Consider the following 15,385-nt stretch of genomic DNA (forward strand, 5'->3'; position numbering starts at 1 on the left):
TCAGATATCCAGGTTGGCGACCTTCAGCGCGTTGTCTTCGATGAAATCGCGACGCGGTTCGACGACATCGCCCATCAGGGTGCTGAAGATCTGATCGGCGGCGACCGCGTCTTCGATGCGCACCTGCAGCAGTCGGCGGGTTTCCGGATTCACGGTGGTGTCCCACAGCTGTTCCGGATTCATTTCACCCAGGCCCTTGAATCGCTGGATCTGGCGGCCGCGCTTGGCCTCATCCAGCAGCCAGGCCTGCGCCTTGGCGAAGGTGTCCACTTCGACCGACTTGGCACCGCGACCGATGGTGGCACCTTCGCGCACCAGGCCGTGCAGCAGGGTGGCGGCCTGGTAGATGGCACGCAGTTCGCCACCTTCGAAGGACGCCAGCGGCAGCACCTGGATGTGCTCCTCGCCCATGTGGCGGCGGGTCACCAGCACGGCGGCCGGGCGTTCGTCGTTCGGTTCCTGCAGTTCCAGGCTGAAACGTGCACTGCCCAGGTTGCCCTGGTTCAGGCGCTTTGCCAGCGCGTCCAGGCCCTGGCCTTCGCCCGCGTTGCGCAGGCTGACCAGGTCCATCGGCACGAAGTCGACCAGCGCTTCGAGCAAATTGCGGTCATAGCGATGGGCGTTGCGTTCGATCGCGTCACGCGCGCCGGCGAAGGTCAGCAGCAGCTTCTCCAGCGCAGCGCCTTCGATGCCGGGCTCACCGGCAGCCGGCACCAGCACGGCATTTTCCACGGCGTTGCTGGCCAGGTAGCTGTCCAGCGCCGGGTCATCCTTCAGGTACAGCTCCTGCTTGCCCTGCTTGATCTTGTACAGCGGCGGCAGGCCGATGTAGACGTAACCGCGCTCGATCAGCTCCGGCATCTGACGGTAGAAGAACGTCAGCAGCAGGGTGCGGATGTGGGCGCCGTCGACGTCGGCGTCGGTCATGATGATGATCTTGTGGTAGCGCAGCTTGTCCGGGTTGTACTCGTCGCGACCGATGCCGGTGCCCAGCGCGGTGATCAGCGTACCGACCTGGTCCGAGGCCAGCATGCGGTCGAAGCGCGCACGTTCCACGTTGAGGATCTTGCCGCGCAGCGGCAGCACCGCCTGGTTCTTGCGGTTGCGACCCTGCTTGGCCGAGCCACCTGCCGAGTCACCCTCGACGATGAACAGTTCGGACAGCGCCGGATCCTTTTCCTGGCAGTCGGCCAGCTTGCCCGGCAGGCCGGCGATATCCAGCGCACCCTTGCGGCGGGTCAGGTCGCGTGCCTTGCGCGCGGCTTCACGTGCACGTGCGGCGTCGACGATCTTGCCGGCGATGGCCTTGGCTTCGTTCGGGTTCTCCTGCAGGAACTCTTCCAGGCGCGCACCAAAGGCGTTTTCCACCGCCGGGCGTACGTCGGAACTGACCAGCTTTTCCTTGGTCTGGCTGGAGAAGCTCGGGTCCGGCACCTTCACCGACAACACCGCGATCATGCCTTCGCGCATGTCGTCGCCGGTGAGGTTGATCTTGGCCTGCTTGGCGATGCCGTTCTGCTCGATGTAGTTGTTGAGCACACGGGTCAGCGCGCCGCGGAAACCGGCAAGGTGGGTACCGCCGTCCTTCTGCGGAATGTTGTTGGTGAAGCAGTACATCGTCTCCTGGTAGGAGTCGGTCCACTGCAGCGCCACGTCCACGACGATGTTGTTGTGCTCGCCGGTGACCGAGATGACGTTCGGGTGCAGCGGGGTCTTCAGCTGCGCCAGGTGCTCCACGAAGCTGCGGATGCCGCCTTCGTAGTGGAAGTCGTCGCGACGGCCGTCGCCGCGCTCATCCGCGAGGACGATCTTGACGCCGGAATTGAGGAACGACAGTTCGCGCAGGCGGCGGGCCAGGATGTCGTAGTGGAATTCCACGTTGTCGTGGAAGGCAACCGTCGACGGCCAGAAGCGGACAGTGGTACCGCGCTTGGTGGTGGCCTCCAGCTTGGCCAGCGGGGTCACGGCCGCACCGTTGCTGAATTCCTGCTGGTAATGGAAGCCATTCTGGAACACATCCACCAGCAGCTTCTGCGACAGCGCGTTGACCACGCTGACGCCCACGCCGTGCAGGCCGCCGGACACCTTGTAGCTGTTGTCGTCGAACTTGCCGCCCGCATGCAGCACGGTCATGACCACTTCGGCAGCGGAGACTTCGCGACCGAGCTTGGCGCTCATCTGCTCGTGCTTGCCGGTCGGGATACCACGGCCGTTGTCGGACACCGAGACCGAGCCATCGGTGTGGATCGTCACCGCGACGTGGTCGGCATGGCCGGCCAGCGCTTCGTCGATCGAGTTGTCGACGACCTCGAACACCATGTGGTGCAGACCGGTGCCGTCATGCACGTCACCGATGTACATGCCGGGACGCTTGCGGACAGCCTCCAGGCCTTCCAGGGCGGTAATGCTGTTGGCGTCGTAATTGCCGTTGTTTGCCGGGGTGTTCTGTTCGTCGCTCATTGCGCTTGCCGTAGGCTCCGCAGGTCGGCCACCGCGCGAGGCGATGTGCCGAGAATGAAAGGATTCCAACCCGAATTATACCAGCCGGGGTCGAGCGGCCCTGGGGTCACCACTATGGCACAGCCACGATCTGTGCATGTTCCACGTGGAACCGGGTGATATCGGCCAGATCCTGCAGCGCCGACGGGGTCTCGGTAGCGGTAATGAAGATCTGCGCCGGGCCATCAAGCAGACGCTGCAGAACCCGTGCCTGGTGGGTGCGATCCAACTCCGAGGCCAGATCATCGAGTGCAATCACGGGCCACTCGCCGCGTTGTTCCGCATAGTCCTCGGCCTGCGCCAGCAGGCAGGCCAGTGCCGTCAGCTTGGCCTGCCCTCGTGACAGGGCGTCGCGACCGGGAATGCTGTGGAAATCCACGCTCCAGTCCGCGCGGTGCGGACCCACCGAGGTGTAGCCGGCCTGTCGATCCCGTTCCCGGGCCAGAAGCAGGGCATCGGCCAGCGGAAGCTCGTGGCGACGCCAGCCCGGGCTCAATTCCAGCCCCTGGATCCCCAGTTGCGGGGCCAGGGTGGCTGCCAACGACACCGTGCGCTGCTGCAGTCGCTCCAGATAGTGCTGGCGGCGACTGGTCAGCGGTTCTCCAGCCTCGGCCAACTCGTGATCCCAGGTATCGAGCATCCGCGACGGCCCACCCTGCTTGAGCAGCGCATTGCGCTGCTTCAGTGCCCGCGAGTAGCGTCGCCACAGGGACAGGAAATCAGGTTCCACGTGGAACAGGCCCCAATCGAGGAAACGGCGACGGGGTTCTCCACCGCCGCTCACCAGGGCATGGCTGCCTGGCTCGAAGGTCACCACGGCCAGCGCAGCACAGAGATTGCCGAGCTGCGCGACGTCTTCGCCGTCCAATCGCCCTTTCCAGTCCTGACCGCTGTGGCGCAGGCCGGCCTTTCGGCGGTGCGGCGGGTGGTTGGCGCGTTGCTCGTCCCATTCCACGAAGATTTCCAGCGCCTCCTGGCCCTGACGGACCAGGCCATCGCGAACCCGGCCACGGAAGCTGCGACCGTAAGCCATCAGATGCAGGGCTTCGAGCACGCTGGTCTTGCCGGCACCGTTGTCGCCGGTCAGCAGGTTCAACCCCGGCTGGGGCGACAGATCCACCGCACTGAAGCGACGCAGTTGGTGCAGGGCGAGGCGGCGGATCTGCATGGGGCGCGAAGGACCATCCGCACATGGCGGTAGAAGGGTGGGTAATCCATCAGCTTACTGCATCGGTCAAGCCAGACGCGGTGGCAACGGCACGCAGGGCAGGACACGCCACCCGTCGATCAGCATCCACGCGTTCCACGTGGTGAACCGCTCACCTCCGGCGCCCCCGCGATCTGGATGCGCCCGAAATTCCTTCAAATCTGCGCCGGGTTCCACGGTGTGGGCCCGCAGATTTCAGCGATTCCACGGCATCCGGGGCGCGTTACGGACGGCTTCAACGTCGATCCCAACCGACGCCGCCATGGATTCCTTCAGATCTGCGACGCGAGGCCCTGCAGGGTTCCACAGATTTCAAAGAATTCCGACCTGTCGTTCCACGCTGTCCACAGCCGGTCTGTATGACTTATACACAAGGTATGGGCAATCTGTGGATAAAAAAGCCCTTTTACTGCGTCGTCGAAACTATCCACAGGTTCCCCCCCAGCCTCGAGGCGCTCTATACAGGGGGTTTCAGCTGTATAAATCCCTTTTAAAACATATAGATAGTGCATTTTTCCACGAGATCTGGCCCTACTATCACCACCATGCTTTAGATTTATACCCAGATTTAGAAGCTAGGCTAGACCCAATCCCGCACAAATGCGGCCTGTGGACAGTGGCGTTTCCAGGGCCTGCAGCCACGTGTTCGAAGAACACCAGGAGCGCGACTCATCTGCTCGCGGATGGCACTCCGATCAGGCAGTGCGATACAGCAACAGCAATCCTTGCTACCTCCGATCGCGAAGGCGCGCTCGCACCGTCAAACGGTGGAGGGGAACTGCAGGACAGGCTCCGTTCCAACTGCGTTGGATCAACGCGTGCGCCAGCGCGAATACCAATGCTCCACGTGGAACAAAAAAAACGCCCGGGAAAATCCCGGGCGTCGTTCGGTTCCACGTGGAACAGCGCTGTGGGTCAGAGACGCAGCGGCATCACCACATGACGGGACTTCTCGCTGCTGGATTCACGCACCAGCGCCGAGGAGTTGGAGTCGCGCAGCTGGATGATCACTTCCTCATCGCGCAGAGCGGACAGCGCATCGAGCAGGTAGTTCACGTTGAAGCCGATGGCCAGGTCGCTGACCGTGGTGTCGGCCTCGATCTCTTCCTGGGCTTCTTCCTGCTCCGGGTTGTGCGCGCTGATCTTCAGGTTGCCCGGCGAGACTTCCACGCGGATACCGCGGTACTTCTCGTTCGACAGGATCGCAGCGCGCTGCAGCGAGGCACGCAGCGCTTCGCGATCCACCTTCACTTCGCGATCGGCACCGATCGGAATGACGGCCTCGTAATCCGGGAAGCGGCCGTCGATCAGCTTCGAGGTGAAGGTGACATCGTCGCGCTTGACGCGGACGTGGCTACGGCCGACTTCCAGCTCGATCTCGCGATCACCGCTTTCCAGCAGGCGCTGCAGTTCGGTCACGCCCTTGCGCGGCACGATGATCTGGCGCTTGGAACCGCTGGGCTTGGCCAGATCGGTTTCGCACAGCGCCAGTCGATGGCCGTCGGTGGCAACGGTACGCAGCGCATCGCCGCGCAGGTCGAACAGCAGGCCGTTGAGGTAGTAGCGCACGTCCTGCTGGGCCATTGCGAACGCGGTGCGTTCGATCAGTTCCTTCAGAACGGCTTCGCCGATGGCCACGCGCTCGGTGGCTTCCACTTCGTCCACCGACGGGAAGTCGTTGGAGGGCAGGGTGGCCAGGGTGAAGCGGCTGCGACCGGCCTGCACGGTGATCTTGTCACCGGTCTGCGAGACGGTGATCCGGCTGCCGTCGGGCAGGGCGCGGATGATCTCGAACAGCTTGCGGGCGGGAATGGTGGTTTCGCCGTCCTGGGCGTCTTCAACCGCGATCCGCGACACCATCTCCACTTCCAGGTCGGTACCGGTCAGCGACAGCTGGCCGTTCTGCACCTGGACCAGGAAATTGGCCAGAACCGGAAGGGTCTGGCGGCGTTCGACCACGTTGACGACCTGTGCCAACGGCTTGAGAAAGGCTTCGCGCTGCAGTGTGAAACGCATGTGGTTCCGTGCCCCTATGCTTTAAAAAATGTGGAATAAATCAAAAGCTTGGTGGTGCTGGTAGAGACAGAATCGCTGGAAAACAACGCTAAGTCTTTGTAAATAAAAGGGTTTTAGACCTCGAAACCCTCTGTATTACCGACCCCCAGGGGGTGGGGAAAGCTGTGGATAATTTCGGCGCGATTTCAAACGCCATTTTTATCCACAACGTGTCCCGCGCTTGCTACCGGATTCTGCACCGTTTTGTGCGATGACGCCTCATCGGCATCCGTGCATCATTCGCTCAGCTTCCGGATCAGCTTGTCCCAGTCCTCGCGGAGCTTGCCGTCGGTTTCCATCAGGGTGCGGATCTGGCGGCAGGCATGCAGCACCGTGGTGTGATCGCGACCGGCAAAGGCATCGCCGATCTCGGGCAGGCTGTGCTCGGTCAATTCCTTGGTCAACGCCATGGCGACCTGGCGCGGTCGGGCCAGCGAACGGGTCCGGCGCTTGGACAGCAGATCCTTGATCTGCAGCCCGTAGTAGTCGGCCACGGTTTTCTGGATGTTGGGAATGCTGATGGCCTGCTGCTGGGCACGCAGCAGATCGCGCAGGGTTTCCTGGGCGAACTCGGTGGTGATCGCACGGCCGGTGAAATTGGCGCGGGCGGTCAGGGTATTGAGCGCACCTTCGAGGTCGCGCACGTTGGAGCGCATCTTCTTGGCAATCAGGAACGCAACATCATCGGGAATCTCGGCACCGCGTTCGCGCGCCTTGGCCAGCACGATCGCCGCGCGCGTCTCGAAGTCCGGCGGTTCGATCGCGACGGAGAGGCCCCAGGCAAGCCGCGACTTCAGGCGCGCTTCCAGGCCCTCGACCTCGCGCGGATAGCGGTCGCAGGTCAGGATGATCTGCTGCTTGCCATCGAACAACGCGTTGAAGGTGTGGAAGAACTCTTCCTGGGTGCGGTCCTTGCCGGCGAAGAACTGGATGTCATCGATCAGCAGCGCGTCCACCTGCTGGAACTGGCGCTTGAACTGATCCATGGTCTTTTCCTGCAGGGCCCGGATCATCGCGCTGAAGAACTGTTCCGAGCGCAGGTACAGCACCTTCGCGCCCGGATTGGCCTGGCGCATGGCATTGCCGGCAGCGAACATCAGGTGGGTCTTGCCCAGGCCGGTGCCGCCGTACAGCAGCAACGGGTTGTGCGCTCGGTCGCCCGGCTTCTGCGCCGCCTGGAAGGCCGCGGCCAGGCCCAGCTGGTTGCTGCGGCCTTCAACGAAGTTGGCGAACGTGTAGTGATTGTCCAGGTTGCCGGCGAACGGCACCTGCGGTTCGCTGGACACCTGCGCCGACGGCGTGGAAATCGGCGCGTTCTGCGCCTCCGCGGGCCGTGGGCGCGAGCCGATTTCAAGAAAAACGTCGCTGAAACCGGCGAAATGGGTCAGCAGTTCGCGGATCCGGGCCAGGTACAGCTCGCGGACCTGGTCGACGATGAAGGCATTCGGTGCATAAAGCACCAGGCTGTCCACGCGCAGATCGGCCTGCAGCGGCTTCAACCAGGTGTGAACGTCTTCCGGCGGGAACTCCGCTTCGAGGCGCTCGAGACTACGGGACCAAGCATCCATCAGCAATAATCGTCCGGTGGCCGGGGCATGGACGCGACAAGGCGCCCAAACACAGGCCGGAAAGGGGGGAAATGGATGGCTCAGACTACCACCGAGCGCCCGCCTTCGGAATGCTTGTCCCCTACTTATTCACAAAAACATCCACAGCTATTGCACAGGCCAGTGAATTGGCGTAGCTCCAAGGGCTTGACTCGGGGCGGGGTACCTCTCTAGAATTTCCGGTTCTTTCCGTCCCATTCATACGAGAGGCCCCCAATGGCCACGAAGCGCACCTACCAGCCCAGCAACCTCAAGCGTAAGCGCGACCACGGCTTCCGTGCCCGTATGAAGACCGCTGACGGCCGCAAGATCCTGTCGCGTCGCCGCGCCAAGGGCCGCAAAGTCCTGAGCGCCTGATTGCCATGCCGCACCTCGCGGCAGACGCAATCCCTTCGACAGTGAATACTGCAGACCCGCGCAAGCGATTCCCTCGCTCTGCGCGGGTTCGCACGCGTGCCGAATACTCAACGGTCTTCAACGGCGCCCGCCGTGTGTCCGATCCGCTGATGACCCTGCACTGGCTGCCGGCTGACCGGCCGGCCAGGCTGGGTCTGGCGGTTTCCCGCAAGGTTGATCCGAACGCCGTCGGGCGTAACCGGATCAAGCGCGTCCTGCGCGACATCCTGCGTCAGACACGTACCGAAATCCAGCCAGGCGACTTCGTCGTCGTGGCTCGTAGTGCTGCGCGTTCTGCCAGCAACGACGAGATCCGCCAGGCCTTCCTGCGCCTGCTGCGTCGCCTGCGTGCATTGCCCACGCCGGGCGTGGACGGCACAATGCCGCCGCCTGATGGCATCGCAACTCCTTCTTTGACCGAGCCGGCATCGCGTCCCGGCCCCGCCGAGCCTGTCCGCTGATGAACCAGACCCGCGTATTCCTCATTTTTGCCTGGCTGATGGTGGCCGTGCTGCTGTGGATGGAGTGGAGCCGTGAAAAGGCTGCTCCGACCCCGGCACCGACGACCACGTCGGCCCCGGCCGCCGCACAGAGCGTTCCGGGTTCGAGCCCGGGCGCCATCCCAAGTGCCCAGGTTCCGGGCGCCCCCGGCCAGGCTGCCGTGCAGGCCCAGGCCAGCGCCGCCCCGGCCAGCCAGCGCGTGACCGTCACCACCGACGTGCTGCGCCTGGTGCTCGATGGCGGCCGCGTGCTCGACGCCGAGCTGCTGCAGTTCCCGCAGACCAAGGACGAAGGCAGCCCGCCGGTGCGCCTGCTGACCGAAGACCCCGCGCATCCGTACAGCGCGATCAGCGGCTGGGCCAGCGAAGACAAGAACACTCCGGTCCCGGGCGCTGACGGCTTCAAGCTGGTCGGTGACACCAACGACTTCGTGCTGGCCAAGGGCCAGAACGAGCTGCAGATCCCGTTCGTGTGGACCGCCGACAACGGCGTGACCATCAAGCGCACCCTGACCGTCTCGCGCAACGAGTACGCGGTGCGCTTCAAGGACGAAGTCAGCAACACCGGCACCGCGCCGTGGAACGGCTACGTCTACCGCACCCTGGACCGCACCCCGACCATCCTGTCGCGGAGCATGACCAACCCGGACTCCTTCAGCTTCAACGGCGCCACCTGGTACGACAACGACAAGAAGTACCAGCGTCGTGCGTTCAAGGATTACCTGGAAGACGGCACGCTGAACCAGAACATCACCGGCGGTTGGCTGGCGATGCTGCAGCACCATTTCTTCACCGCCTGGATCCCGCAGAAGGACCAGACCGCGCACTACGTGCTGTCGCAGGTGGCCGGTCGTGACCTGATCGAAGCGCGCGGCCCGGCCTTCACCGTGGCCCCGGGCCAGTCCACCAGCACCGAGGCCCGCCTGTGGGTGGGCCCGAAGCTGGTCAACCTGATCGCCAAGGAAGACGTGCCGGGCCTGGACCGCGTGGTCGACTACAGCCGCTTCTCGATGATGGCGGTGATCGGCCAGGGCCTGTTCTGGGTGCTGAACCAGGTGCACAAGCTGGTCGGCAACTGGGGCTGGGCGATCGTCGGCCTGGTGGTGCTGCTGAAGCTGGTGCTGTACCCGCTGTCGGCAGTGCAGTACAAGAGCGGCGCCAAGATGCGTCGCTTCCAGCCGCGCATCGCGCAGCTGAAGGAGCGCTATGGCGATGACCGCCAGAAGTTCCAGACCGCGATGATGGAGCTGTACAAGAAGGAAAAGATCAATCCGATGGGCGGCTGCCTGCCGATCCTCATCCAGATGCCGATCTTCTTCGCCCTGTACTGGGTGCTGGTGGAGTCGGTCGAGCTGCGCCAGGCGCCGTGGCTGGGCTGGATCCAGGACCTGACCGCACGCGACCCGTATTTCATCCTGCCGGTCATCAACGTGGCAGTGATGTGGTTCACCCAGAAGCTGACGCCGGCACCGGGCATGGACCCGATGCAGCAGAAGATGATGCAGTTCATGCCGCTGGTGTTCGGCGTCATGATGGCCTTCATGCCGTCCGGCCTGGTCCTGTACTGGGTGGTCAACGGTGGCCTGGGCCTGCTGCAGCAGTGGTGGATGACCAAGCGCCATGGCGGCGATCCTGTCCCGGCCACCACCGCCCCGGCTCCGGTCAAGAAGAAGTAATCGGTAGAGCCGGCCGCTGGCCGGCTGACCTCAGCAGAAGCCCGCCGCAAGGCGGGCTTTTCGCATGCGGCGTTAGAATTCCCCGCACACCGCTCCTGCCACCTCCGAGTCCGCCATGCCGCGTGCGTCGTCGTTCCGCCTGTTCCTTCCTTCGCTGTTGCTGACCCTGGTCGTTGCCGGCTGTGGCGACAAGGACGCGAAGGCGCCAGCGAATGCGGTGACCCAGCCGAGCACACAGGCCGCCGCCGCGGCCGACCCGGCCGCCGCACCGCTGCTGGGCGCGCTGCAGAAGCAGCTGGACGGCTACCGCCGGATCATCGTGCTGCTGGCCGACGAAGACCAGCAGAGTGCCGCGGACCGTGGTACTTCCACGCGTGTTGGCCAGCAGTTGTTCCACGACGGCCTCGAACAGCGCACGGCGATTGCCGCGCAGTTCGACACCCTGCTGCGCGGGAGCAGCCCGCAGCGCTTCGCCACCCTCGGCACCGTACTGGACTACATCGAGTCGGCACCGGAACTGTTCGACGCCGATCGCCTGGCCTTCCGCGAAGTGCTGCGCGATCTGCACGAACGGGTCGGTACCGATTCGTCGCTGCCGGCGGTGAAACTGCACCAGCGCATCGGCGAAGACCTGGAAGCACTCGATGAAATCGAGCGCAACTACAACCAGGAACTGACCCGCATCTTCAGCCGCTTCGAGCGCACCCGCGCCATCGACCTGAAGCGTGAAAAGTGGGAGGACTACATCGCCCACCTGCGCAAGGACTACAGCCGCGAAGCGATCCTGCGCGACTACGGCGTGGTCGAGCCGTACCCGATGTCGATGAAGGATAGCGACCGCGAGATCTTCGGCCGCGATCTGCCAGCCAAGACCGTGGTGCTCACCTTCGACGACGGCCCGCACAAGGCCTACACTGATGAAGTGGTGGCCATCCTCAAGCGCTATGACGTGCCGGGCGTGTTCTTCGAGGTGGGCCGCAACCTGGGCAAGGTCGAGAGCGACGGCAAGGTCAGCCTCGGGCCGATGGCCAAGATCAGCCGCAGCCTGATGGAAGAGGGCTATGCGGTGGGCAACCACAGCCTGACCCACGCCCAGCTGTCGCGCACCACCGGCGATGCGCTGCGCCAGCAGGTGCTGGACACCGACACACTGCTGAAGGACGTCGACAGCAAGCGTGCACCGTTGTTCCGCTTCCCCTATGGCGCGCGCAACGCCGAAGGCCTGCAGCTGCTCAACGAGGCGGGCCTGAAGTCGATCATGTGGAACATCGATTCGATGGACTGGGCCGATCCGGTGCCGGAATCGATCGTGCAACGCGTGCTGGACCAGGTGAACAAGGAACAGCGCGGCATCATCCTGTTCCATGACATCCACGACCGCGCAGTGAAGGCACTGCCGCAGATCCTCGACCGCCTGATTGCCGATGGCTACCAGTTCGCCGGGTGGAACGGCCGCGACTTCAGCGTCAGCCGCGCCCGCAAGGGTGCGGCCAGCGATGCCATGGTCACCACCGGCTACGAGAAGTCGTGGGCGATCGTGGTCGGCATCGACACCTACGCCAAGTGGCCGAAGCTGGAGTACGCCAGCCACGATGCGCAGGCGGTGGCCGATACCCTGACCGGGCAGTTCGGCTTCCCGGCCTCGCAGGTGATCGTGCTGAAGAACGAGCAGGCGACCCGCAACAACATCCTGGCCGCCTTCCATGACCGACTGGCCGACGACCGCACCGGAAAGAACGATCGCGTGTTCGTGTTCTTCGCCGGCCATGGCGCGACGCGCCAGCTCGCCTCCGGGCGTGACCTCGGCTACATCATCCCGGTGGACTCGGACCCGAAGGAGTTCGCCACCGACGCGATCGCGATGACCGACATCCAGAACATCGCCGAGAGCATGCAGGCCAAGCACGTGATGTTCGTGATGGATGCCTGCTACAGCGGCCTCGGCCTGACCCGGGGCGGACCCTCGTCGTCCTCATTCCTGCGCGAGAACGCGCGCCGCAGCGCGCGGCAGATGCTGACCGCCGGCGGTGCCGACCAGCAGGTGGCCGATGCCGGCCCGAACGGCCACTCGGTCTTCACTTGGGTGTTGCTGCAGGCGCTGGCCGGCAAGGGCGACCTCAATGGCGATGGCCTGATCACCGGCACCGAGCTGGCCGCCTACGTGGCCCCGGCGGTGTCGGCGGTTTCGCACCAGACCCCGGCATTCGGCAGCCTGCCCGGTTCGCAGGGCGGCGAGTTCGTGTTCCAGGTGCCCGACAGCCAGGAGTTCCTCACCGCCGATACGCGCCAGCTGACCGCCGATGCGATCGCGCTGAACAACAAGGTGGATGCTGCGAGCGAGGCCAAGGGCACGCAGGCACCGGTGACCGTGCCCGACCTGCAGGGCGGCAAGGCCAGGCTGGTGGTGCCCGCTGCCGGTCCGGCCTCGGACCGCCAGCGCGCGCAGCAGGCCAATGACCGCGGCCTGCTGCTGTACCGCGAAAAGCAGTACGACGAAGCGGTGGCGCAGTTCACCGAGGCGCTGAAGCTGCGCCCCGATTTCGCGCAGGCGGCAAACAACCTTGGCTTCGTCTACTACCGCCAGCAGCGTTACGTCGAAGCCGCGCGCTGGCTGGAGAACACGCTGAAGATCGATCCCTCGCGCGCCGTGGCCTATCTCAACCTGGGCGATGCCTACTTCAACGCAGGCGACAAGCCAAAAGCCAAGCAGGCCTACAGCACCTACCTGGCGTTGCAGCCGCAGGGCAGTGGGGCGGCGCAGGCGCGCACGCAGCTGGAGAAGCTCTGAGCCATGGACACCGCGATCCACACCGACACCATCGTGGCCATCGCCAGTGCTCCCGGCGCCGGGGGCGTCGGCCTGCTGCGCCTGTCCGGCCCGCGCGCTGCGGCCATCGCCAACGCACTGGGTGCGCCTGCACTGCGCCCGCGGCATGCGCATTACGCGCGCCTGCGCGACGCCGACGATGAGGTGATCGACGATGGCATCGTGCTGTGGTTCCCCGCGCCCAACAGCTTCACCGGCGAAGAAGTGGTGGAACTGCAGGGACACGGCAGCCCGGTGCTGCTGCAGCAGCTGGTCGCACGCTGCATCGCACTGGGTGCGCGCCAGGCGCGGCCGGGTGAGTTCAGCGAACGGGCGTTCCTCAACGGCAAGCTCGACCTGGCCCAGGCGGAGGCCATCGCCGACCTGATCGCCGCCGGTGACAACCGCGCCGCGCGCGCTGCACGACGTTCACTGGATGGCGTGTTTTCACGGCGCATCGAGGCGGTGCTCGAACAGCTGGTGCTGCTGCGCATCCATGTGGAAGCGGCCATCGATTTCGCCGACGAACCGCTGGATACGCTCGGTGGCGCGCAGGTGCGGCGCGGGCTGGAACAGGCGCGTGCCGACCTGGCCCTGTTGCGCCGCGATGCAGAACGTGGCCGCCGCCTGCGCGATGGCCTGCACGCGGTGCTGATCGGGCCACCGAATGCCGGCAAGAGTTCGTTGCTCAATGTGTTGGCTGGCAGCGAGCGTGCGATCGTCACCGACATCGCCGGCACCACCCGCGACACGCTGCGCGAGACCATCCGCCTGGATGGCCTGGAACTGACCCTGGTCGACACCGCCGGCCTGCGCGACGGCGGCGATGCCATCGAGCGCGAAGGCATGCGTCGCGCCCATGTGGAAATCGAGCGCACCGACCTGGCGCTGATCGTGCTGGATGCACGCGACCCGGCGGCCGGTGAAGCCGCTCTCGGCGAGGCGGTGAGCGCGGTGCCGCACAAGGTCTACATCCACAACAAATCGGACCTGCTGACGGCGCTGCCGACGCTGGACGATCCGGATCGCGTGTTCGTTTCGGCCGCGACCGGTGCCGGGCTCGACGACCTGCATGCGCGCCTGCGCTCGATTGCGTCGGCCGGGGCAGGGGAGCAGGTGGACGGCGAGTTCTCCGCGCGCACCCGCCATGTGGATGCGATCGAGCGCGCGCAGGAACATGCGCAGCGCGCCGATGGGGAGCTGGCCCACGAACACCTGGAACTGGCGGCCGAGGAACTGCGGCTGGCGCACGATGCGCTGGGTGAGATCACCGGGCAGATGAGCGCCGATGATCTGCTGGGACGGATCTTCTCCAGCTTCTGCATCGGCAAATGACTGTAGAGCCGAGCCCATGCTCGGCTGATGGGTGTGGGGGTCAGAGCGCCTGCGGGATCTGACCCCGTGCTTCCCCCGCCTGTCACATTGCCGCCGCATACTGACGCCCATCACATACCGCTTGGGGAAGTCGCAGTGAAGTCGTGGGGTTGTGCGTTGCTGTTGTCGCTGGCCGTGGCACCATCGGTGGCCATGAGTGCCGAATCTTCCACCCCGGCCGCACACAAGGTGTCGGTCTATGGCCACCGCGGTGCAAGCGCGCTGCTGCCCGAGCACACCCTGGCCGCCTATGCGCAGGCGATTGCCGATGGCGCCGACTACATCGAACCGGACCTGGTGATGACCAAGGACGGGGTGATGGTGGCCCGCCACGAGAACGAGATCGGTGGCACTACCGACGTGGCCTCGCATCCGGAGTTCGCCAGCCGCCGCACCAGCAAGGTCATCGACGGGCAGAAGGTTGACGGCTGGTTCACCGAAGACTTCACCCTGGCCGAGCTGAAGACGCTGTACGCGCGCGAGCGCCTGCCGGAACTGCGCAGCACCGCCTACGACGGCCAGTTCCGCATCGCCAGCCTCGACGAGATCCTCGCTTTCCTGGTGCAGCAGGCCGGGCGTGCCAACCGTGGCATCGGCCTGGTGCCGGAGATCAAGCACCCGACCTACTTCCAGTCGATCGGCCTGCCGATGGAAGACAAGCTGTTGGCTGCACTGCGCGGCAACGCCTATACCAACGTCGGCCCGGTCACCATCCAGTCGTTCGAGACCGCCAATCTGCGCTACCTGCGCGGCAAGATCCCGCGCGACAGCAACATCCGCCTGCTGCAGCTGTTGTGGAAGGGCGACACCCAGCCGGCCGACATCGCCAAGGCCGGTGGGAAGCTGACCTACGCGCAGATGATGACCCCGGCCGGGCTGAAGGACATCGCGGCCTACGCCGACAGCATCGGTCCGGAGCTGCGCTCGATCATTCCGCTGGACGCCAAGGGGGCGCTGGGCACGCCCACCTCGCTGGTGCGCGATGCGCATGCGGTGGGGCTGATGGTGATCCCGTACACCTTCCGCCCGGAGAACCACTTCCAGGCCAGCAACCTGCGCAAGGGCGCCGACACCGCGCGCAACGCCGAAGGGTCGATCGCCGAGATGCGCGCCTACCTGGCCACCGGCATCGATGCGTTCTTCACCGATGACCCGGCACTGGGCCGGCAGGCGGTGGATGGCATGGGTGCGGCGGGGAACTGATTCTCCCGGTAGTGCCGGCCGCTGGGCGGCAACCTCATGAACCTTCGGTGGGAATCCCTGGG

10 protein-coding genes are annotated in these 15,385 nt (G+C 65.0%); 6 read left to right on the plus strand and 4 right to left on the minus strand.

Going from position 1 to position 15,385, the window contains the following annotated elements; translation table 11 throughout:
- The 4 genes from gyrB to dnaA form a co-directional block, all read right to left on the minus strand.
- On the minus strand, positions 1 to 2,460 hold the full coding sequence (gene gyrB / locus ACMZPQ_RS12915; RefSeq protein WP_197581236.1) for a DNA topoisomerase (ATP-hydrolyzing) subunit B: 2,460 nt from the start codon (positions 2,458 to 2,460) through the stop codon (positions 1 to 3).
- A 112-nt stretch (positions 2,461 to 2,572) separates the two neighbouring features.
- Positions 2,573 to 3,667: a DNA replication/repair protein RecF gene (recF, locus tag ACMZPQ_RS12920; RefSeq protein WP_197581233.1), complete on the minus strand. Its 1,095-nt coding sequence runs from the start codon at positions 3,665 to 3,667 to the stop codon at positions 2,573 to 2,575.
- Between the two features lie 954 nt (positions 3,668 to 4,621).
- A complete protein-coding gene (dnaN, locus tag ACMZPQ_RS12925; protein WP_197581230.1) occupies positions 4,622 to 5,722 on the minus strand; it encodes a DNA polymerase III subunit beta in 1,101 nt (366 codons plus the stop codon).
- 275 nt (positions 5,723 to 5,997) lie between these two features.
- Positions 5,998 to 7,329: a chromosomal replication initiator protein DnaA gene (gene dnaA / locus ACMZPQ_RS12930; protein WP_197581229.1), complete on the minus strand. Its 1,332-nt coding sequence runs from the start codon at positions 7,327 to 7,329 to the stop codon at positions 5,998 to 6,000.
- A gap of 255 nt (positions 7,330 to 7,584) precedes the next feature.
- On the opposite strand from dnaA, the gene rpmH reads away from it, so the two are divergent.
- From rpmH to ACMZPQ_RS12960, 6 genes are all read left to right on the plus strand, one after another.
- Entirely contained in the window at positions 7,585 to 7,725 is a 141-nt protein-coding gene (rpmH, locus tag ACMZPQ_RS12935; protein ID WP_005411729.1) for a 50S ribosomal protein L34, read from the plus strand.
- A 5-nt stretch (positions 7,726 to 7,730) separates the two neighbouring features.
- Positions 7,731 to 8,225, plus strand: coding sequence for a ribonuclease P protein component (gene rnpA / locus ACMZPQ_RS12940; RefSeq protein ID WP_006479316.1), 495 nt, complete (start codon positions 7,731 to 7,733; stop codon positions 8,223 to 8,225).
- The gene (yidC, locus tag ACMZPQ_RS12945; protein ID WP_197581226.1) at positions 8,225 to 9,940 is read left to right on the plus strand and encodes a membrane protein insertase YidC; all 1,716 of its coding nucleotides are present in this window, start codon (positions 8,225 to 8,227) and stop codon (positions 9,938 to 9,940) included. Before rnpA ends, yidC begins: the two co-directional genes overlap by 1 nt.
- A gap of 115 nt (positions 9,941 to 10,055) precedes the next feature.
- A complete protein-coding gene (locus ACMZPQ_RS12950; RefSeq protein ID WP_197581223.1) occupies positions 10,056 to 12,728 on the plus strand; it encodes a polysaccharide deacetylase family protein in 2,673 nt (890 codons plus the stop codon).
- A gap of 3 nt (positions 12,729 to 12,731) precedes the next feature.
- Complete coding sequence (mnmE, locus tag ACMZPQ_RS12955) at positions 12,732 to 14,081, plus strand: tRNA uridine-5-carboxymethylaminomethyl(34) synthesis GTPase MnmE (RefSeq protein ID WP_197581220.1); 1,350 nt, start codon at positions 12,732 to 12,734, stop codon at positions 14,079 to 14,081.
- Positions 14,082 to 14,216: 135 nt separating this feature from the next.
- On the plus strand, positions 14,217 to 15,323 hold the full coding sequence (locus tag ACMZPQ_RS12960) for a glycerophosphodiester phosphodiesterase (RefSeq protein ID WP_197581218.1): 1,107 nt from the start codon (positions 14,217 to 14,219) through the stop codon (positions 15,321 to 15,323).
- Positions 15,324 to 15,385 lie beyond the last annotated feature (62 nt).

Source organism: Stenotrophomonas maltophilia, from assembly GCF_047497515.2.
In the GTDB taxonomy this organism is placed as follows: Bacteria; Pseudomonadota; Gammaproteobacteria; order Xanthomonadales; family Xanthomonadaceae; genus Stenotrophomonas.

Coding starts and splice junctions, on each gene's coding strand:
- gyrB (WP_197581236.1), bottom strand. CDS start 2,460: ATGAGCGACGAACAGAACACCCCGGCAAACAACGGCAATTACGACGCC.
- recF (WP_197581233.1), bottom strand. CDS start 3,667: ATGCAGATCCGCCGCCTCGCCCTGCACCAACTGCGTCGCTTCAGTGCG.
- dnaN (WP_197581230.1), bottom strand. CDS start 5,722: ATGCGTTTCACACTGCAGCGCGAAGCCTTTCTCAAGCCGTTGGCACAG.
- dnaA (WP_197581229.1), bottom strand. CDS start 7,329: ATGGATGCTTGGTCCCGTAGTCTCGAGCGCCTCGAAGCGGAGTTCCCG.
- rpmH (WP_005411729.1), top strand. CDS start 7,585: ATGGCCACGAAGCGCACCTACCAGCCCAGCAACCTCAAGCGTAAGCGC.
- rnpA (WP_006479316.1), top strand. CDS start 7,731: ATGCCGCACCTCGCGGCAGACGCAATCCCTTCGACAGTGAATACTGCA.
- yidC (WP_197581226.1), top strand. CDS start 8,225: ATGAACCAGACCCGCGTATTCCTCATTTTTGCCTGGCTGATGGTGGCC.
- ACMZPQ_RS12950 (WP_197581223.1), top strand. CDS start 10,056: ATGCCGCGTGCGTCGTCGTTCCGCCTGTTCCTTCCTTCGCTGTTGCTG.
- mnmE (WP_197581220.1), top strand. CDS start 12,732: ATGGACACCGCGATCCACACCGACACCATCGTGGCCATCGCCAGTGCT.